The following is a 17,337-nucleotide window of genomic DNA, read 5'->3' as shown; positions in this document are numbered from 1 at the left end:
CACGGTGCCTCTGTAGGGGAACGTCGAATCTACGGTCCGCGTGACCCGGTCATCACGGCACCTGCTACGTTACCAGTTTGAGATAGTAGCAACACGATCGTGAACAGCACGCCGATCATTCGTGGGTTCTCTTCGAGGTACGTAGTAAGGCTGTTGTCTGCCATAGAAATGAGTTATATCTTAAATTATATAAAATTTTCTATTTTAATCTATGAAATTATACAGGAGTTTCCGATATTGTATTATCATGCGAGTGCCACGCATGGAATCATTATTAATTTATCACCTGAAGGGCCGTCGGGCGATGACGTTATCTCGATACGACACGAATGTGTCATCGTGGTCTTCCTCACCCGTGGATTGAGAGACGCGCTCCTCGAACTGGCCGCGGACGCCGAGCCGGAAAAGCTGACCGTCTCGTTGGCTGTCACTCCGGCGGGCGAACTGGACGGTGCGGACCATCTCGAACCGGGGGCACCCGTGTTCACCCATTTCTATCCGCCGAACGCGGGGGGATCGGTGACTGCCGTGTTCGGCATGGACCTCTCGATTCCCGCCCGACAGACACAGGGGCGGTTCATCTCCCATCCACAGGGTCGTCTCGAAGTGGCACAAACTGACGACCTGCACGAAGTGGTGTTGATCGCGGTCCCGCCGTGGACGACCGAGATGGTCGGGGCGTTCGACCGGAGCGGAAGAAAACGGGAACTCGTCATCCTCGACGCGGAACCACCCGTGGAGCTACTCTAAGTATCCCAGCTCGCGCAGTTGGTCCGTGATTTCGCTGAACTCCGATTCCGTCAGGCGACCCTGTCGCTGGTGTTGAATGACGATGCTGCGAAGCAGGAACCGAACGAGGTCGCTGGTGCTCGAAAAACTCGTTCCATCGATAGTCTCGTCGACGCGGTCGGCGAGGTCCTTCGGAATCGAAACCGTCGTGTATTCGGTCATATCCCCCGGTTGGTCGTCCCATCGGTTATCGTTTGTGTCCCGTCCCCGTGAACCGTCCCGGGCGTTCCGGACGATGAACCGTGGCCCGTGGATGGTTCTCCGACAGCGACCGTCGCCTCATTCGTCACCGCGGTCGAACAGCGCGATACGGTTCCCCCAGATATCGATTCAGTCGATGAGGTCCTCGAACTCGGGCAGCACGTCGTCCGAGTCATCCCCCGTCTCCTCGTCCGAATCGTCGGTGTCATCGCTGGCCTCAGCGTCGGTTTCCCCCTCGTCTTCCTCCTCGAGTATCTCGACGTCGAGGACGGTAAGCGGGATGTTCTCCAGTCGTTGGCCGATTTCCTTGCGAGCGATTCGGGACGCGTGTTCCTCTCGCTCGACGTTGAACACCGTCATCTCCAACTCCAAGGCGACGAGCGCCTCGTCGGCGGCGATGAACGCTGGTGGGAGGTCTTCCCCGGACGGAGACGTTCGTGACCCCATGTTTATTTCGACGTAGTTCAGGTCGGGATTGAGCATCTCGCCAGTCTTCGAAATGGCGATACGCACCGCCTCATCCGGCGTTTTCACGTCGTATACCGGTATCGCGGCTTCGACGACAACTCTACAGTTCATACTCCCAAGAGTAATTACAGGGCCAATAGTATGAATTTTCGCCCTTTATAGCCCTTTTGACACGTCACACCACTACTTATGTCCGCTTCGGACCCAGCAGTAGCAATGACGACTCCGCCAGTGGTGGACGGCCACAACGATACGCTTCTCCGATTGTACGGAACCGACGACCCCGTGGCGGCGTTCACCGGTGCAGTCGAGGAACCGACGACCCACCTCGACCTCCCACGCGCTCGGGAGGCCGGACTCGGCGTCGGATTTTTCGCCACCTTCGCACTGGGAGACGACGACCACGAACTCCGATGGACGGACGACGGCTACGAGTTTCGCATTCCGGACGCGCTCGACCACGAGGGCGCACGCGAGACGACGTATCGGATGCTCGAACTCCTCCACCGTCTCGCCGCCACCGCCGACGACTTTCGCGTCGTCCGCTCGGTGGACGACTTCGACGCCTGTCTCGACTCCGGCGACCTCGGTGCGATCGCACACATCGAGGGCGCGGCAGGTGTCGCCCCCGACTGCTCGAACCTCGATTTCCTCTACGCCGCGGGCGTCCGTTCCATCGGTCCGGTGTGGAGTCGCCCGAACGCCTTCGGCGCTGGTGTCCCCACCAAGTACCCGAGCGGTCCCGACATCGGCGACGGGTTGACCGACGCGGGTCGGGACCTCGTCCGCGCCTGTAACGAACGAGGAATCGTCGTCGACTGTGCACATCTGACCGAAACGGGGTTTTGGGACGTCGCCGAGACGAGCAGCGACCCCCTCGTCGCCACTCACATGGGCGTCCACGGCCTCGCACCTCACTCGCGGTGCCTGACCGACGAGCAGATAGACGCGGTGGCCGACTCGAACGGCGTCGTCGGTATCGGTTTCTTCGACATGGTCCTCTCGGACGAACCCGACCCGGAGGCCACCGCGACCATGGCCGACATCGTCGACCACATCGAGTACGTCGCCGACCGCGTCGGTGTCTCCCACGTCGTCCTCGGATCGGATTTCGACGGCGCGCGCGTTCCGGACGAGGTGGGCGACGTGACCGGCCTCCCCGACGTTCTGGCCGCGCTTCGAGAACGGGGGTTCACCGACGATGACCTTGCCGAGGTGGCTCACGAGAACTGGCGACGGGTCCTTGCCGCGACGTGGTGAATCGAAAGAGTTGCTTTCCCGCGATACCCATCCCCGAGCGATGGAAACCGGTTCGATACCCGTCGAAGACCTTCCGGGTGGGTTCGACCTGCAATCGACCGTCGAGAGCGGCCAAAGCTACCTCTGGCGGCGCGAGGACGGACGGATGTACGAGACGACTCGCGCCTACGGCGGGTCGGCGTGGTACTACACCGTCGTGGAGGACGAAGTCGTTCGCGCCCGCCAGCGGGACGGCCTGTTGGAGTGGGTGGCGACGACGGACGCCGAATCGCTCCTCGTCTCCCTTCTCCGCCTCGATGACGACTTGGACGCGATAATCGACGCGACGCCCGAGGATCCGCTGGTCGAAGCAGCCTACGACGAGTATCGCGGGATGCGTATCGTCCGCGACCCGTTCTTCCCCTGTCTCGTCTCGTTCATCTGCTCGGCCCAGATGCGCGTCAGTCGAATCTACGGGATGCAAACCGCGCTGGCCCGGCAGTTCGGAGACGCCATCGAGTTCGACGGGAAGACCTACCACTCATTCCCGACGCCGACGCAGTTGGCCGCGGCGAACGAGTCGGACCTCCGAGCGTTGAAACTCGGCTACAGAGCGCCGTACGTCAAGAAATCCGCCGAACTCCTCGCCTCGGGGGAAGCGACGCCCGCGGACGTGTCTGGGCTGACCTACGAGGACGCCCGCGACGCCATGCAGGCGTTCGTCGGCGTCGGCGACAAGGTGGCCGACTGCGTGCTCCTCTTCGCGCTCGGCTATCTGGAAGCGGTACCGCTCGACACGTGGATTCAAAGCGCCATCGAGGACCACTACCCCCACTGCGAACGGGGGTCGTATCGAGACACTTCACGGGCGATTCGGGAGCAGTTCGGGAACGAGTACGCCGGGTACGCCCAGACCTACGTGTTCCATTACCTGCGGAGCTGAATCGATCATCTCGCCGTGCAACGGTTCGGACTCCTCCTCGCGTTCCTCATCGACGTAGCGGTTTCGGGTATCGGCGCGTATCTCGCGCTCAGGTCGTTCGAGTATTCGGAACTCGACCTCACGAAGGAGGAGATACGAACGGCTGTCAAACACCTCGCCTACGAGCAACTGCCGCCCGAGGGGCGAACCTCACCCACTCCGGTCCGAAATACCACCCAAAGCCGCAGACGGGGAAATCGTAATGCGGCGCACCCACCACGAGAACCGACGGCCCACTTCGATTACTCGGTTTGTACCGGGGCCGCGAACCAACCGGAATCGGCGGCATCGGGGCGAATCAGTTTGACTTCCGACCGTTGAAGCGCTTCGGGAGGAGTATCGTCGGCCACCGTCGTGAACAGGGAAACCGTCAGTTCGGTTATGTCTGTGCGCAGTACGAATTCCTGCACGACTGCCTGCGTGTACTCTCCTACGTCGAGTTCCCATCGTACGGTTGCCGTCGCTTCCGTGTCCCCGCGCTTTTCGAGTCGGACCGCCGCGACGAACTGATCCGACGAGACCGGATACGTTCGCGCGGACGCTATCGAAATGTCCGGATCCGGTGGCTCGGACCGGAGGAATTGACACCCCGACAACAACGTCGTAGTCATCACTGCTCCAGCGGAGATCATCGAACGACGGTTCATGCACATCATCTCTCAACATGTCGAATTAACGTTTCGTTCATCCGTCGGATTCGAACGGTATCGAACGACCAGGGGGTGTGCCGTCCGAAACACCGACGACCCCGACCGTTTTGTGTCTCGGATTCGAAGTCCGGATATGGCAGACCGAACTCGCGCACACGTGTTCGTCTCCGGGAACGTGCAAGGCGTTTACTACCGTGCGAACACCCGCGATACGGCCGAGGAGAGGAACCTCGACGGCTGGGTGCGGAACCTCTTGGACGGACGCGTCGAAGCCGTCTTCGAGGGTCCCGAATCGGCGGTCGAGGAGATGGTCCAGTGGTGTCACACGGGCAGTCCGGCGGCAGATGTGGACGACGTGTCGGTCGAGTACGACTCCCCCGAGGGCGAGGACGGATTCCGGATTCGGCGGTAGGACGGCGGCGAACGAGAACGAATGCTTTTAGGCCCGCTATCGGGAAGGGTCCGGTATGGCAATCAAACCCGACTACGTGAAGAAGACAGGGACCATCCTGTTGGAACGATACCCAACCGCGTTCACGAAGGACTTCGACCAGAACAAGGACAGCGTCGAACAACTGACCAACATCGGTTCGAAGGGCGTCCGCAACCGTATCGCGGGATACGTCACGCGCAAGAAAGAGTAATTCTCGATCGTTTCGGCGTCACTTTTCACCGACGGACAGCACGGCGAGCGGTGTCAATCGTTCCCGATGACGTCCCCCGAAACCTGTAAAAATTCGGTACAACCACACTGCTCGCACTCGCCGGTATCCGTCGGGAGAACGTACGTGCCATCGTCACGAACGCGGACGGTGCACGGATGACCACACCCCTCACAGGTGACAACCACCCTATCCATACGGCTTCAGAGGCTTCGTCCAGTATATTAGCATAGCGCTCGGTCGAATTCCGTGGCATGCAGCGACGTCGTTCGGAACGCCCGTCCGCGATTTGCAGAATGTCGTCCCCACTCGCCTCACGGCAAACACCGACACCGTCGAAAGCTACTTGCACACTCCTGCTATCGAATCCCACATGAGCGTTACCGTTGGAATCCTTGGTGGGACCGGAGCGGTCGGACAGCGATTCATTCAACTGCTCGACGGGCATTCCGAGTTCGAACTGACGACGATAACCGCGAGCGACGACAGCGCCGGAAAGGCCTACCGCGAAGCGGCGAAATGGCGAATCGACTCCCCGATTCCGGACTACGTCGGCGATATCGAAGTACGCGCTACGGACCCGGGCGAGGTACCGGACGACGTGGACCTCCTCTTCTCCTCGCTTCCCTCCGGCGTCGCCGCGGACGTCGAACCGGAGTTCACCGAGGCGGGCTACGTCGTCTCCTCGAACTCCTCGAACAGCCGGATGGCCGACGACGTTCCCCTCGTCATCCCCGAGGTCAACGCGGACCACCTGAACCTCATCGAAGTTCAGCGCGACGAGCGGGGTTGGGACGGCGCGCTCGTGAAGAACCCGAACTGCTCGACCATCACCATGGTCCCGACGCTCGCCGCCCTCGACGCCTTCGGCTTGGAGCGCGTTCACGTTTCCACCCTGCAAGCCGTCTCGGGTGCGGGCTACGATGGCGTGACGTCGATGGAAATCATCGACAACGTGATTCCCCATATCGGCGGCGAGGAGGAGAAGATGGAAGCCGAACCGAAGAAGCTCCTCGGGTCGTTCGACGGGAGCGAAATCGTCCAGCACGACGTGGACGTGGCGGCCTCCTGTAACCGAGTCCCGACGCTCGACGGCCACCTCGAAAACGTGTGGGCGGAGACGGACGAGGAAATCACGAAGGCGAGCGCCGAGGAGGCGTTCGCGGGGGCGACCACCCTCGACCTACCGAGCGCACCCGACCCGCTCATCGAGGTGTTCGAGGACCCGGACCGTCCGCAACCGCGCCTCGACCGCACCCTCGGAAACGGCATGCAGGTGGCCGTCGGCGGCGTGCAGGAAACGCCCGCCGGAATCCAGTACAACTGCCTCGCACACAACACGATTCGAGGGGCCGCGGGTGCCAGCGTGTTGAACGGCGAACTCCTCGTCGAAGAGGGCTGGGTGTAGGGAAAACCGCGGTTCGTTTTTCGAAGTCAGGAAACCAGATAGCGGAGCAGAACCCCGTCATCCACGCGCTCGACCGAATCGAGTTCGAGGTCCGGGAACGATGTTCGCTCGACGAAGCCGTCGCCGTCCGCGAGCGTCGGTGCCTCGCGCCCGCCGATGACCAGCGACCCGACGTAGAGGCGGAGTTCGTCCACCAGTCCCCCGTCGAATAGCGAGAAGATGAGTTCGCCGCCGCCCTCGACCATCACCTGTCCGGTTCCCATCGATTCGAGTTCCGAAAACGCGTCTCGAAGTGCAACGCGGCCGTTTCCGGCCACGACGACGTCCGCCCCGGCCTCCCGCAGCGCCCGGACGTTCTGGTTCGGCGCGCTCTCGGCGACGAAAATCAGGGTTTCCGCCCTGTCGTCCACCACCTCCGCGTCGAGCGGCGTCCGCGCTCGCGAGTCCGCGACGACGCGCACCGGGTTCGGCCCGTCGTCCGCCGTCAGGGAGGGGTCGTCCGCGAGGACGGTCCCGACGCCGACGACGATGGCGTCGCTTTCGACCCGCAGGTCGTCAACCCTATCGAAGTCGTTCGCGCCGCTGATGGCGACCTGTTCGCGCTGACGCGAGGAGAGCTTTCCGTCCGCGCTCATCGCGGCGTTGACGACCACGTGCATATGACCGACATACGGTACGCCGGAGAAAACCGCTTTCGGTGTCACCGGAGTGATTTCGATGCTACTTCTGTACTCGCCCGCTACGCACTGGCGTCTTTGGTTGTTTTGTGATTGCAGTTACCGAGAAGCGGACTTCGAAAGCCCCCGCCCGATCGGTCCAGTGAGCGTTCGAATGGGACGTTGTCGGAGCAACGCTCCGACTGAGCTCGCGACGAACTGGTGACTTCGAGTTGGTCTGTCGTTTCAGTTGCTAGGAGGCAGACCACCTCGAAAGCCCCCGCCCGCTCACGGTCGCTTTGAGTCGTTTCCGGGAGCGCTATGAGTACAACTGCCGAGCGGCGATGAAGACCACAATCGCCCCACCACTGTACCGCCTCCGCAACGCACCACACCCTCCCCAACCGATTCTCTCCGCCGCTCCTTTCAGTCGCGGCGTCACTCATCCCTCGCACGGATCTTCCGAGATGGTTCGGCCGGACCGCTGGCCGAACCATCTCTTCGGCGCGCGCCATTCGGCTGGACAGATTGCGCGCTACTGACGCTGGGTGGGTTGGGCGCTACGGACCAACCACACGGCGCGCGAAGGCGCACGGTAGTGTGCCCGTTCGAGGGGCGACTGAACGAAGTGAAGGAGTCGGTTGGGGAGGATTGTGGTGCAGTGGCGGTGCGGTTGCGGTGCTGTGTTGCACTCGGTCTCGTACTGGCCTACGGGAGAATTCCAATCATGCTGATCGGGGTGGTCTTCGCGTGGGGACTTGCCGGGCGATAGCGAATTTCGGTCGATTTCGATTCCACCTCCATTCCCGCTCACACTTCTAGCGACGACGAACACTTTTAATCCATCCCGTCCCAACTTCGGGTGATGAACGTCGACGATCATGCCGAGGCGCTCGCCTCCGACCTCGGTGTTGACAAAGAGGAGGTCAAAGCAGACCTGCAGAACCTCATCGAGTACAGCGTCCCGATAAACGAAGCCAAACAGAGCCTTCGCCGGAAGTACGGCGACGGTGGCGGCGGCAGTTCCGCGCCGTCCACCGCCGACATCGCGGACGTGACGACCGACATGGGCAACGTCACGATCACCGCGAAGGTGCTCACCGTGGGCAAGCGCTCGATTCGCTATCAGGGCAACGAACAGACCATCTTCGAGGGCGAACTCGCCGACGAGACGGGGAGGATTTCCTACACGGCGTGGAACGACTTCGACCTCGACGCGGGGCAGGTCATCACCGCCGGAAACGCGGGCGTCCGCGAATGGGAGGGGAAACCCGAACTCAACCTCGGGGACAGTACCAACGTCGCGCGCGAGGAAACCGACCTCGACGTGCCGTACGATGTCGGCGGCGACGCGACACTGGCCGAGGTGACGCCCGGCGACCGCGGCGTCTCGCTGGAAGTGACCCTCCTCGAAGTCGAGAGCAAGGTCATCGACGGACGGGACGGCGAGACGGAGATAAAGAGCGGCGTCGTCGCCGACGAATCCGCGCGCCTCCCGTTCACCGACTGGGAAGCGCGCGAGGAGGTGACGGACGGTGCGACGGTTCGCGTGGACAACGTGTACGTCCGCGAGTTCCGCGGCGTGCCGTCCATCAACTTCTCGGAGTTCACGACCGTCGAACCGCTCGCGCGCGACGTGGACGTGAACGACAGCGCGACGCGCATGTCCGTCCGCGAGGCGGTCGAAACCGGCGGCGCGTTCGACGTGGAGGTCCTCGGCAACATCGTCGCGGTCCGCGACGGGTCGGGACTCATCCAGCGCTGTCCCGAGTGCGGCCGCGTCGTACAGAAAGGACAGTGCAGAAGCCACGGCCAAGTGGACGGCCGAGACGACCTGCGCGTGAAGGCCATCGTGGACGACGGGACGGGCACCGTCACCGCGATTTTGGACGATGAACTCACCGCCGAGGTGTACGGCGGCGGCCTCGACAAGGCCCGTCAGCAGGCGCGTGACGCGATGGACCAGGAGGTCGTCGCGGACAGCATCCGCGAGAAGATCGTCGGACGCGAGTACCGCGTTCGGGGCAACCTCTCGGTGGACGACTACGGCGCGAACCTCGAAGCGAGCGAGTTCGCAGAAACGGACGACGAACCGGTCAACCGTGCCAAGGCCTTCCTCGCGGAGGTGGACGCATGAGTTCGCAGGGCGGGGTCGGCCGTCGGGAAGTCGCGTGGCGAATTTTCGCCGCCGAGTACGACGATTCCTCGCTCGAACACTCGGACAGCGACGAGGAACGCGCGCCGAACTACGTCGTCACGCCGACCGGCGCACGAATCAATCGACTGTTCGTCGTCGGCGTGCTGACCGAAATCGAGCGGGTCGGCGACGAGGTGCTTCGCGCCCGAATCGTCGACCCGACGGGCGGGTTCGTCATCTACGCGGGGCAGTATCAACCGGACGCGCTCGCGTTCCTCGAACGCGCAGACCCGCCGATGTTCGTCGCCGTGACGGGCAAGGCACGAACCTTCCAACCCGATGATTCGGACCTCGTGTACACCTCGATACGACCCGAGAGCATGAACGCGGTGGACGCCGAAACGCGCGACCGCTGGGTCGTCCAAACGGCCGAACAGACCCTCTCGCGCATCCGGACGTTCGCTGGCGCGCTCGATTCCGGTCAGTACGGCGAGGAACTGCAACACGCTCTCGAAGCCGCCGACGTGGACACGGGACTCGCGGCCGGCGTTCCGCTGGCGCTCGACCACTACCGAACGAACACGCCGTATCTCGCGGAACTGCAGAACGTCGCGCTCGACGCCACACGGGTCGTGGCGGGCGAACAGGACGAGGTCGGTTCCCTCGACGTATCGCCGGACGAATCCGGAGACGTGACGCTCGATGCGGACGTCTCGCTCGAAGCGCCCGCGGTCGAAACCGGAGCGGACGCAACCGAATCGGACGAAACTCCGACCGCCGAAGCCGAACCGGAACCCGAGTTCGGCACCGAATTCGAACCGGACTCGGAGAGCGAGTCCGGAACGGAACCGGCCGAATTCGAATCGACCGACGCCGAACCGGGCGACGCTGACTTGACCGACGCCGAACCGACGGAACCGGAATCGGCGGACGCCGAATCGACGTTCGAGACGGAATCCGAGCCGGCGGACGAGTCGAGCGCGGAAACGACCGTCCCCGATTCGGACCCGGAACCGGACACGCCTCCGGCCCAAGCCCGCGAACCGGCGGAGACGGACGACCCGGTCGAACCGGAACCCGTCGGCGAAACCGACGTCGAGGAGTTCGACACGGAACCGTCGGGCGAAAGCCCCGACGCCGACGAATCCACGGGCGGCCTCGGCGATTTCGACGCCGATGGGTCGGACGACGACCTCGGTGACTTCGACGACCAACCGATGGGCGAGGACGTCAGCGGCGAGATGTACGAGTTCGACGAGGGCGAGCGCGAGGAGATAGAGGAGGAGTTCGGCACCGAGTTCACCAGCGGCGCGGAGGTCGCCGACCCCGGCGAGGCCGACATCGAGACGCCGGAACCGGCCCAAGAGATGGCGACGGAGGTGGAGGAGGCGGAACCGGACGATACCACCGCCGCAGAACCGGCCGAGGCGACCGGTCCGAACGCCGACGCGGCGCAACCGGAGGGGACCGAAGCCACCGAACCGGAACCGACGCCGAACGAGGACGACGAACCCGAGGCGGCGGAACCGGAAGCCGAACCGGCGAGCGCGGGCGGCGAGAAACCGGTCCCCGAGAACCTCGAAAACACGGTGATGGAGGTCATGCGCGGAATGAACGACGGCGACGGCGTGAAGCGTGACCGCCTGCTCGCCGGCGTCGTCGATTCCTACGACGTGACGCCCGCCGACGTCGAGGACGCGCTTCAAGACGCGCTGATGGCCGGGCGCTGTTATGAATCCGGCGAGGAGACCCTGAAACCCATCTGATGGCGCTGGTCGAACCGGTCCCCGGTGAACCCGCCGCGACCGCGACGCTCGGCGACGAACGGGCGCTCGTCGTGGCGGACTACCACGCCGGGATCGAGGCGGGACTCCGATACGAACAGGGAATCTCCCTCGACAGCCGTGCCGGGGAGCGCCGCGACCGGATGAAATCGCTGGTCGAGCGCACCGACCCGGACAGGGTCGTCGTCCTCGGCGACCTCATGCACTCCATCGCCGGGCCGGGCGGAGCGGAGCGCGGCGAAATCGAGGTGCTCCTCGAATCCATCGACCGGCCGGTCACGCTGGTCAAGGGAAATCACGACGGCGACATCGAATCGTGGGTGGACTGCACAGTGACGCCGGGCGACGGAATCCGCCTCGGCGATGTCGGATTCGTTCACGGGCACACGTGGCCGAACGGGGACGTGCTCTCCGCGGACGTGGTGTGCGTCGGCCACGAACACCCGTGCGTGCGGTTGGAGGATTCGGTCGGCGGCAGTCGAATCGAGCGCGTCTGGTTGCGGGGAACGGTGAATCCCGACGCGTTCGAGGAACAGTACGGCGCGGACGGTGCGGACGGCGCGGACGGCGGTGCCGAAATGTCGAACGACGGCAGGTTGGTCGTCTTTCCCGCGTTCAACGACCTGACGGGTGGGACGTGGGTGAACGTCGCCGGACAGGACTTCCTCGCGCCGTTCCTGCCGGACGGACTCACCGACGGGGAGGCGTACCTGCTGGACGGCACGCGGTTGGGTCGGTACGACGCGATTTAACGGCCGTGCGTGTTTTCACGCCGCACGGTGTTGGACCGTCCATGGACGCGAGTTTCGACTTCAGCGACGACGTCGTCCTCGTCACGGGTGCGAGCGGGGCGCTCGGGAGCGCGGTCTGTGCCGCCTTCGACGACGCGGGGGCGACCGTCTGTGCGACAGACGTAGTCGAACCGAACGATGAAGATGCTCGACTTGACGGCGAACGGGTCGATTTCTATCGGGCGGACTTCACCGACGAGTCCGAGGTGGAATCGGTCGTGTCGGAGGTCGTTTCCGACCACGGCGGCATCGACGCGCTCGCCAACATCGCCGGAACGTGGAAGGGCGGGTCGCATATCGAAGGGACGGACGTGGGAACGTTCGACCTGCTGTTCGACGTGAACCTGAAGACGATGTTTCTCGCGTCGAAACACGCGCTTCCCCACTTGCAGGAACGCGAGGGCGCAATCGTGAGCGTCAGCGCGCGCTCCTCGCTCGAAGGCGGCGAAGGCGACGGTCCGTACCGCGCTTCGAAAGCGGGCGTCCGCCTCCTCACCGAGACCATCGCTGAGGAGAACACCGGCGTCGTCCGGGCGAACGCCGTGATGCCGAGCGTCATCGACACGCCCGCGAACCGCGAGATGATGCCGGATTCCGACCACGACAAGTGGGTCAACCCGGCGGACATCGCCGACGTGATGTGCTTCCTCTGTAGCGACGCCGCGGACGCGACCAGCGGGGCCGCAGTTCCGGTGTACGGCGAGGCGTAGGCCGCTGGTCGAAAGGCTGCTGTTCTCTCCCACGTATATTTATTATTTCACTTCCAATGTAGGAAATATACATCGGGTTGTTTATAACTCTTAATTAAAAATGGCAAGCACACACATGGCACAACGAGAGACGTGGACGTCACGAATAGGATTTATCTTCGCGGCGGTGGGGAGCGCCGTCGGTCTCGGAAACATCTGGTCGTTCCCGTTCCAGACCGCGACGAACGGCGGTGCGGCGTTCCTCGTGGTCTATCTTCTGGCGGTGGCGCTCATCGGTTTCCCGACGATGCTCATCGAGTTCGTCATCGGCCGTCGGGGGGAACAGAACCCCGTCGAAGCGTTCCGGAAAATCGGCCACGGGCAGTGGTCGTTCGTCGGGGGACTCGGCCTGTTCTCCTCGCTCTTGACGCTCGCGTTCTACAGCGTGGTCGGCGGGTGGGTCCTCAGCTACATCGTCGGTAGCGCAACGGGAAGCTACTTCGGCGACCCCGGAACCTATTTCGGTGCGGTGTCCGCCGGACCGACCGCCGTCGCCGCTCACGCCGTTTTCATGGCGATCACCATCGGTATCGTCGCGCTCGGCGTCACGGGTGGCATCGAGCGAGCCACGACGTTCATGATTCCCGCCATTCTCGTCCTCCTCGTCGGACTGGGCGCTTGGGCGACGACGCTCGAGGGTGCCACCGCGGGGTACAACTACTACCTCTCGCCGGACTTCGGCGTCATCGCGAACAACTTCGGGTCCATCGTTCCGCCCGCGATGGGACAGGCGTTCTTCACGCTCTCGCTCGGGTTCAGCGTCATGATCGCTTACGCGTCGTACCTCGGACGCGACGACAGCCTCCCGGCCGACGGGGGAGCCATCGTCGTCGTCAACACCCTCGTCGCGCTTCTCGCCGGCTTCGTCGTTTTCCCCATCCTCTTCGCCACGGGCGGGGCGGAAGGCGCCGGCAGCGGCGGTGCAGGAACGGCGTTCGTTGCCCTCGCCGGTGCGTTCGGTAACCTTCCGGCGGGACAAATCATCGGATTCGTCTTCTTCGTCGTCCTGCTGTTCGCAGCCCTCTCCAGTTCCATCAGCCTCCTCGAAGTCCCGGTGTCCTACATCACCGAGCACTACGGCTACCGGCGTTCGACGACCGCGGTCGCGACGGGCGTCTTCATCTTCCTCGTTGGCGTCCCCGCGACGTTTGGCACGGAGTGGCTCAACTTCTACAACGACGTCGTGTTCAAGTTCCTCCTCCCCATCGTGGTGCTCCTCCTCGCCGTCTTCATCGGCTGGTTCGCCGACACGGACGCGATGGATGAACTCGGACGGGGGAGTTCGGTCGGCCGGTCGTTCAAGACGGTTTGGCTGTGGTGGGTACGTATCGTCGTTCCCATCGCCGTCGTCGTTACCCTCTACTTGGGTATCAAGGCGCTTTACACGGGGCTCTCCACGGGGGCCTACTTCTAGCGCCGACGAATCGTAACCTATCGACCAAATTTCCCCACGATCCGGAACTACAAATGCGCGTTTAGCTGCCCGAAAACCATGATTGTCGTCTTTTGACGGTTTTCAATCTCGAAAGTCTCATAACCGTTCGACAAGCGAGTGCATAGCAATGGCACGTGAATCGTGGGCGAGTCGAATCGGTTTCATCCTCGCGGCGGTGGGGAGCGCGGTCGGCCTCGGCAACGTCTGGCGCTTTCCGTGGATGACGGCGGAGTACGGGGGGAGCGCCTTCCTCGTCGTTTATCTGTGTATCGTCCTGCTCGTCGGCGTCCCCGGACTCCTCGCGGAGTTCGTCATCGGACGCCGGTCGCATCGAAACCCTGCGGGCGCGTTGGCGCGCCTCGCACCCGGAACCAAATCGTGGGGCTACGTCGGCCTGTTCGGCGTCGTCACGGCGCTAATCTTGCTCTCGTTCTACAGCGTCGTCGGCGGATGGATCGTTCGGTACTTCCTCGCTAGCTTCACCGGGTCGTACTTTTCCGCGCCAGCGACGTACTTCGGAGACATCAGCTTCGGCGGGGAGGCGGCGGCGTTTCAAGTCGCGTTTCTCGTGCTGACCGCCATCGTCGTCCTCGGCGGCGTTCGCGGCGGTATCGAGAAGGCGACGAAGGTGATGATGCCGCTCATCGTCGTCCTGCTCGCAGCATTGGCCGGATGGGCGGTCACGCAACCCGGTGCGGGCGAAGGGTTGTCGTTCTACCTCGATTTCAACCTCGCACCTATCGAGGAGAACCCCGTCGGAATGCTCCGGGCCGCCGCCGGACAAGCGCTGTTCACCCTCTCGCTCGGTGTCGGGACGATGATAACCTACGCTTCCTATCTCGGCGAGGACAACAGCCTCCCGTTCGACGGGAGCGTCATCGCCGTGCTGAACACGGGCGTCGGCGTCCTCGCCGGGTTCGTCGTGTTCCCGCTCCTGTTCGCGTTTCAGGGCGGTCTCACGGACGTCACGAGGGGTGGCGAATCCGGTGCGATTTTCATGGGCGTCGCCGGAGCGTTTCGGGAGATGCCGTACGGCGAAGTCGTCGCCGTCGGTTTCTTCGGCGCGATTCTGTTCGCCGCGCTGTCGAGTTCCATCAGCATGCTCGAAATTCCCGTCGCGTATCTCGTGGACGAACAGGACGTGTCGCGGCGGAACGCGACGCTCGGACTCACCGGGCTGGTACTCGTCACGGGTGCGGTCTGTGCGTTCAACCCCGGTGTATTCGGTTTCGTCGCGGGGACGCTGGTCGATCTGATGCTCACCGCCGGACTCGCCGGGTTCCTCGTCTTCGCCGGGTGGATTCTTGGCACGGACGCACTCTCGGAGTTCGACTCCGGTGCGGGCGGACTCGCGCGGTCGCTGGGTACACCGTGGCTCTGGAGCGTCAGAACGGTTCTCCCCCTGTTTCTCCTCGTCACCCTCGCGGTGAACATCTACTCGATGTTGTAGGCTGGCGGACGTTTTTCCGACACAGTACGGAAACCTTTTGCGCCCGCTGGTACTGCAATTCCGCAATGACAACGCGTCCGGGTGTTCAGCGATGACGATGGACGAGCGCATCGACGAACTACGCGAGAAGCGCCGCGAGGCGGAGCAGGGCGGCGGCGAGGAGCGCATCGAGAAACAACACGAACGCGGAAAGATGACGGCGCGCGAGCGCATCGATTACTTCCTCGACGACGACACCTTCAACGAGTTCGACCAACTCCGAACCCACCGGAGCCACAACTTCGGCATGGAGGAAAAGCAGGTGCCCGGCGACGGCGTGGTGACGGGCTACGGCGAGGTCAACGGCCGGAAGGTGTTCGTCTTCGCCCACGACTTCACTGTCTTCGGCGGGTCGCTCGGCGAGGTGTTCGCCCAGAAGGTCTGCAAGGTGATGGACAAAGCGATGGAAGTCGGCGCGCCGGTCATCGGCCTCAACGATTCGGCGGGTGCGCGGATTCAGGAGGGCGTCGAGTCGCTGGCTGGCTACGCGGACATCTTCCACCGCAACCAGCAGGCGTCCGGCGTCATCCCGCAGATTTCGGCCATCATGGGGCCGTGTGCCGGCGGTGCGGTTTACTCGCCCGCCATCACGGATTTCATCTTCATGGTGAAGGACACGAGCCACATGTTCATCACCGGCCCGGACGTCATCGAGACGGTCACGGGCGAGGAGGTCACGTTCGAGGAACTCGGCGGCGCGACGACCCACACCGACAAGAGCGGCGTCGCCCACTTCGCCGAGGACAGCGAGGAGGAAGCGCTGGACGACATCCGTCGCCTCCTCTCCTATCTCCCGCAGAACAACGTCGAGGACCCGCCGCGCTTCGAACCGTGGGACGACCCCGAGCGCCGCGACGAGGAACTCAAATCCGTCGTGCCCGACCAACCGCGCAAACCCTACGACATCGAGCGCGTCATCGAAGGCGTCATGGACGAGGATTCGTTCTTCGAGGTTCAGGAAGGCTACGCGAAGAACATCGTCGTCGGCTTCGGCCGCCTCGACGGCCGCTCGGTCGGCATCGTGGCGAACCAACCCCGCGTCAACGCCGGCACGCTCGACATCGAGTCCTCGGAGAAAGGCTCGCGGTTCGTCCGCTTCTGTGACTCGTTCAACATCCCCATCGTGACGTTCGTGGACGTTCCCGGCTTCATGCCCGGCACGGACCAGGAACACGGCGGCATCATCCGCCACGGGGCGAAACTGCTGTACGCCTACTCCGAGGCGACGGTACCGCTCATGACCGTTATCACCAGAAAGGCCTACGGCGGGGCGTACGACGTGATGGCCTCGAAGCACATCGGTGCGGACGTGAACTACGCGTGGCCGACCTCCGAAATCGCGGTGATGGGACCGCAGGGCGCGGTCAACGTCCTCTACAGTTCCGAACTCGCCGAGGCCGACGACCCCGATGCGCGCCGCGACGAACTCATCGACGAGTACCGCGAGCAGTTCGCCAACCCGTACACCGCCGCCGACCGCGGTTTCGTGGACGACGTCATCGAACCGCAGGACACCCGCCCGCGACTCATCGACGACCTCGAAATGCTGATGAGCAAACGCACCTCCCAACCCGAGAAGAAACATGGCAACATCCCGCTCTGAGGGCCTGGACCTCACGATACCGCCGGATGCCACCGAGGAGGAAGCCGCGGCCATCGTCGCGGCCATCGACGTCCACCTCCGCGAGCAGGAGGCGGCCGCCGCGGCGGGGGACGAGGAACCGGACTGGGAGGGCGAACGCTGGGCGTTCGCCGGGCGGATGGCCGGGTTGCAGAACCGCGACGTTCGCGTCCCGACGAACGCGCCGACGAACGCGTGGAGCGCGGCGGGGCGGACGACGCGATACTGAGTTCACTTTCGGCTATGACTTCTGGTGCCAGTAAACGTGGTCCACTG

The 17,337-nt window shown here is 63.6% G+C and carries 20 protein-coding genes; 14 read left to right on the top strand and 6 right to left on the bottom strand.

The features are described 5' to 3' along the window. Window positions 1-29: 29 nt before the first annotated feature. Window positions 30-164 carry a hypothetical protein gene (locus tag LJF34_RS28810; RefSeq protein WP_255665570.1) on the bottom strand — a complete coding sequence of 45 codons (135 nt, stop codon included), beginning with the start codon at window positions 162-164 and terminating at the stop codon, window positions 30-32. 175 nt (window positions 165-339) lie between these two features. Here LJF34_RS28810 and LJF34_RS01585 point away from each other — a divergent pair, with 175 nt between their 5' ends. Next, on the top strand, window positions 340-750 hold the full coding sequence (locus LJF34_RS01585) for a hypothetical protein (RefSeq protein WP_231182881.1): 411 nt from the start codon (window positions 340-342) through the stop codon (window positions 748-750). Here LJF34_RS01585 and LJF34_RS01580 read toward each other — a convergent pair. Next, on the bottom strand, window positions 742-951 hold the full coding sequence (locus LJF34_RS01580) for a ribbon-helix-helix domain-containing protein (RefSeq protein ID WP_231182880.1): 210 nt from the start codon (window positions 949-951) through the stop codon (window positions 742-744). The two genes, LJF34_RS01585 and LJF34_RS01580, sit on opposite strands and share 9 nt — an antisense overlap. 168 nt (window positions 952-1,119) lie before the next feature. After that, window positions 1,120-1,569 (bottom strand): DUF555 domain-containing protein, encoded by a 450-nt coding sequence (locus LJF34_RS01575; protein WP_231182879.1) that lies wholly within the window; start codon window positions 1,567-1,569, stop codon window positions 1,120-1,122. A 105-nt stretch (window positions 1,570-1,674) separates the two neighbouring features. Between LJF34_RS01575 and LJF34_RS01570 the strand changes: the two genes are divergently transcribed. Together LJF34_RS01570 and LJF34_RS01565 are read left to right on the top strand one after the other, a co-directional pair. Further along, window positions 1,675-2,718, top strand: a complete 1,044-nt coding sequence (locus LJF34_RS01570; protein WP_231182878.1) for a dipeptidase — start codon at window positions 1,675-1,677, stop codon at window positions 2,716-2,718. Between the two features lie 40 nt (window positions 2,719-2,758). Further along, window positions 2,759-3,640 carry a DNA glycosylase gene (locus LJF34_RS01565; RefSeq protein WP_231185023.1) on the top strand — a complete coding sequence of 294 codons (882 nt, stop codon included), beginning with the start codon at window positions 2,759-2,761 and terminating at the stop codon, window positions 3,638-3,640. Window positions 3,641-3,921: 281 nt separating this feature from the next. Here the strand turns inward: LJF34_RS01565 and LJF34_RS01560 are convergent, their stop codons facing one another. Beyond that, window positions 3,922-4,290: a hypothetical protein gene (locus LJF34_RS01560; protein WP_231182877.1), complete on the bottom strand. Its 369-nt coding sequence runs from the start codon at window positions 4,288-4,290 to the stop codon at window positions 3,922-3,924. A gap of 172 nt (window positions 4,291-4,462) precedes the next feature. Between LJF34_RS01560 and LJF34_RS01555 the strand changes: the two genes are divergently transcribed. Together LJF34_RS01555 and LJF34_RS01550 are read left to right on the top strand one after the other, a co-directional pair. Further along, the gene (locus LJF34_RS01555; RefSeq protein WP_231182876.1) at window positions 4,463-4,741 is read left to right on the top strand and encodes an acylphosphatase; all 279 of its coding nucleotides are present in this window, start codon (window positions 4,463-4,465) and stop codon (window positions 4,739-4,741) included. 55 nt (window positions 4,742-4,796) lie between these two features. Continuing rightward, window positions 4,797-4,973, top strand: coding sequence for a 30S ribosomal protein S17e (locus LJF34_RS01550; protein ID WP_231182875.1), 177 nt, complete (start codon window positions 4,797-4,799; stop codon window positions 4,971-4,973). Between the two features lie 53 nt (window positions 4,974-5,026). Here LJF34_RS01550 and LJF34_RS01545 read toward each other — a convergent pair whose 3' ends face one another. After that, window positions 5,027-5,188, bottom strand: coding sequence for a hypothetical protein (locus LJF34_RS01545; protein WP_231182874.1), 162 nt, complete (start codon window positions 5,186-5,188; stop codon window positions 5,027-5,029). A gap of 176 nt (window positions 5,189-5,364) precedes the next feature. Between LJF34_RS01545 and asd the strand changes: the two genes are divergently transcribed. Beyond that, window positions 5,365-6,399, top strand: coding sequence for an aspartate-semialdehyde dehydrogenase (gene asd, locus LJF34_RS01540; RefSeq protein ID WP_231182873.1), 1,035 nt, complete (start codon window positions 5,365-5,367; stop codon window positions 6,397-6,399). Window positions 6,400-6,425: 26 nt separating this feature from the next. Here the strand turns inward: asd and LJF34_RS01535 are convergent, their stop codons facing one another. After that, window positions 6,426-7,058 carry a 2,5-diamino-6-(ribosylamino)-4(3H)-pyrimidinone 5'-phosphate reductase gene (locus LJF34_RS01535; protein WP_231182872.1) on the bottom strand — a complete coding sequence of 211 codons (633 nt, stop codon included), beginning with the start codon at window positions 7,056-7,058 and terminating at the stop codon, window positions 6,426-6,428. 862 nt (window positions 7,059-7,920) lie between these two features. Between LJF34_RS01535 and LJF34_RS01530 the strand changes: the two genes are divergently transcribed. The 8 genes from LJF34_RS01530 (at window position 7,921) to LJF34_RS01495 (ending at window position 17,290) form a co-directional block, all read left to right on the top strand. After that, window positions 7,921-9,192, top strand: a complete 1,272-nt coding sequence (locus LJF34_RS01530) for a Single-stranded DNA binding protein (protein ID WP_231182871.1) — start codon at window positions 7,921-7,923, stop codon at window positions 9,190-9,192. Then, window positions 9,189-10,958, top strand: a complete 1,770-nt coding sequence (locus tag LJF34_RS01525; protein ID WP_231182870.1) for a hypothetical protein — start codon at window positions 9,189-9,191, stop codon at window positions 10,956-10,958. Before LJF34_RS01530 ends, LJF34_RS01525 begins: the two co-directional genes overlap by 4 nt. Further along, a complete protein-coding gene (locus LJF34_RS01520; protein ID WP_231182869.1) occupies window positions 10,958-11,728 on the top strand; it encodes a metallophosphoesterase in 771 nt (256 codons plus the stop codon). Before LJF34_RS01525 ends, LJF34_RS01520 begins: the two co-directional genes overlap by 1 nt. A gap of 41 nt (window positions 11,729-11,769) precedes the next feature. After that, window positions 11,770-12,477 (top strand): SDR family oxidoreductase, encoded by a 708-nt coding sequence (locus tag LJF34_RS01515; protein ID WP_231182868.1) that lies wholly within the window; start codon window positions 11,770-11,772, stop codon window positions 12,475-12,477. A 115-nt stretch (window positions 12,478-12,592) separates the two neighbouring features. After that, the gene (locus tag LJF34_RS01510; RefSeq protein ID WP_231185022.1) at window positions 12,593-13,930 is read left to right on the top strand and encodes a sodium-dependent transporter; all 1,338 of its coding nucleotides are present in this window, start codon (window positions 12,593-12,595) and stop codon (window positions 13,928-13,930) included. Between the two features lie 148 nt (window positions 13,931-14,078). Beyond that, the gene (locus LJF34_RS01505; protein WP_231182867.1) at window positions 14,079-15,401 is read left to right on the top strand and encodes a sodium-dependent transporter; all 1,323 of its coding nucleotides are present in this window, start codon (window positions 14,079-14,081) and stop codon (window positions 15,399-15,401) included. A 91-nt stretch (window positions 15,402-15,492) separates the two neighbouring features. Further along, window positions 15,493-17,043 (top strand): acyl-CoA carboxylase subunit beta, encoded by a 1,551-nt coding sequence (locus LJF34_RS01500; RefSeq protein ID WP_231182866.1) that lies wholly within the window; start codon window positions 15,493-15,495, stop codon window positions 17,041-17,043. Beyond that, window positions 17,024-17,290, top strand: a complete 267-nt coding sequence (locus tag LJF34_RS01495) for an acc operon protein (RefSeq protein ID WP_231182865.1) — start codon at window positions 17,024-17,026, stop codon at window positions 17,288-17,290. The genes LJF34_RS01500 and LJF34_RS01495 overlap by 20 nt, the downstream gene beginning before the upstream one ends. Window positions 17,291-17,337 lie beyond the last annotated feature (47 nt).

The organism is Haladaptatus sp. DYF46, from assembly GCF_021083305.1.
In the GTDB taxonomy this organism is placed as follows: Archaea; Halobacteriota; Halobacteria; order Halobacteriales; family Haladaptataceae; genus Haladaptatus.
The sequence above is the reverse complement of the archived record's forward strand: the minus strand, read 5'-3'. Positions and strand labels throughout refer to the sequence as shown.

Excerpts from the sequence above, each read along its gene's own strand:
- LJF34_RS01525 (WP_231182870.1), top strand. The coding sequence starts at position 9,189 with ATGAGTTCGCAGGGCGGGGTCGGCCGTCGGGAAGTCGCGTGGCGAATT.
- LJF34_RS01580 (WP_231182880.1), bottom strand. The coding sequence starts at position 951 with ATGACCGAATACACGACGGTTTCGATTCCGAAGGACCTCGCCGACCGC.
- LJF34_RS01495 (WP_231182865.1), top strand. The coding sequence starts at position 17,024 with ATGGCAACATCCCGCTCTGAGGGCCTGGACCTCACGATACCGCCGGAT.
- LJF34_RS01515 (WP_231182868.1), top strand. The coding sequence starts at position 11,770 with ATGGACGCGAGTTTCGACTTCAGCGACGACGTCGTCCTCGTCACGGGT.
- LJF34_RS01500 (WP_231182866.1), top strand. The coding sequence starts at position 15,493 with ATGACGATGGACGAGCGCATCGACGAACTACGCGAGAAGCGCCGCGAG.
- LJF34_RS28810 (WP_255665570.1), bottom strand. The coding sequence starts at position 164 with ATGGCAGACAACAGCCTTACTACGTACCTCGAAGAGAACCCACGAATG.
- asd (WP_231182873.1), top strand. The coding sequence starts at position 5,365 with ATGAGCGTTACCGTTGGAATCCTTGGTGGGACCGGAGCGGTCGGACAG.
- LJF34_RS01565 (WP_231185023.1), top strand. The coding sequence starts at position 2,759 with ATGGAAACCGGTTCGATACCCGTCGAAGACCTTCCGGGTGGGTTCGAC.
- LJF34_RS01520 (WP_231182869.1), top strand. The coding sequence starts at position 10,958 with ATGGCGCTGGTCGAACCGGTCCCCGGTGAACCCGCCGCGACCGCGACG.
- LJF34_RS01510 (WP_231185022.1), top strand. The coding sequence starts at position 12,593 with ATGGCACAACGAGAGACGTGGACGTCACGAATAGGATTTATCTTCGCG.
- LJF34_RS01535 (WP_231182872.1), bottom strand. The coding sequence starts at position 7,058 with ATGCACGTGGTCGTCAACGCCGCGATGAGCGCGGACGGAAAGCTCTCC.
- LJF34_RS01530 (WP_231182871.1), top strand. The coding sequence starts at position 7,921 with ATGAACGTCGACGATCATGCCGAGGCGCTCGCCTCCGACCTCGGTGTT.
- LJF34_RS01575 (WP_231182879.1), bottom strand. The coding sequence starts at position 1,569 with ATGAACTGTAGAGTTGTCGTCGAAGCCGCGATACCGGTATACGACGTG.
- LJF34_RS01550 (WP_231182875.1), top strand. The coding sequence starts at position 4,797 with ATGGCAATCAAACCCGACTACGTGAAGAAGACAGGGACCATCCTGTTG.
- LJF34_RS01555 (WP_231182876.1), top strand. The coding sequence starts at position 4,463 with ATGGCAGACCGAACTCGCGCACACGTGTTCGTCTCCGGGAACGTGCAA.
- LJF34_RS01570 (WP_231182878.1), top strand. The coding sequence starts at position 1,675 with ATGACGACTCCGCCAGTGGTGGACGGCCACAACGATACGCTTCTCCGA.
- LJF34_RS01560 (WP_231182877.1), bottom strand. The coding sequence starts at position 4,290 with ATGACTACGACGTTGTTGTCGGGGTGTCAATTCCTCCGGTCCGAGCCA.
- LJF34_RS01505 (WP_231182867.1), top strand. The coding sequence starts at position 14,079 with ATGGCACGTGAATCGTGGGCGAGTCGAATCGGTTTCATCCTCGCGGCG.
- LJF34_RS01545 (WP_231182874.1), bottom strand. The coding sequence starts at position 5,188 with ATGGATAGGGTGGTTGTCACCTGTGAGGGGTGTGGTCATCCGTGCACC.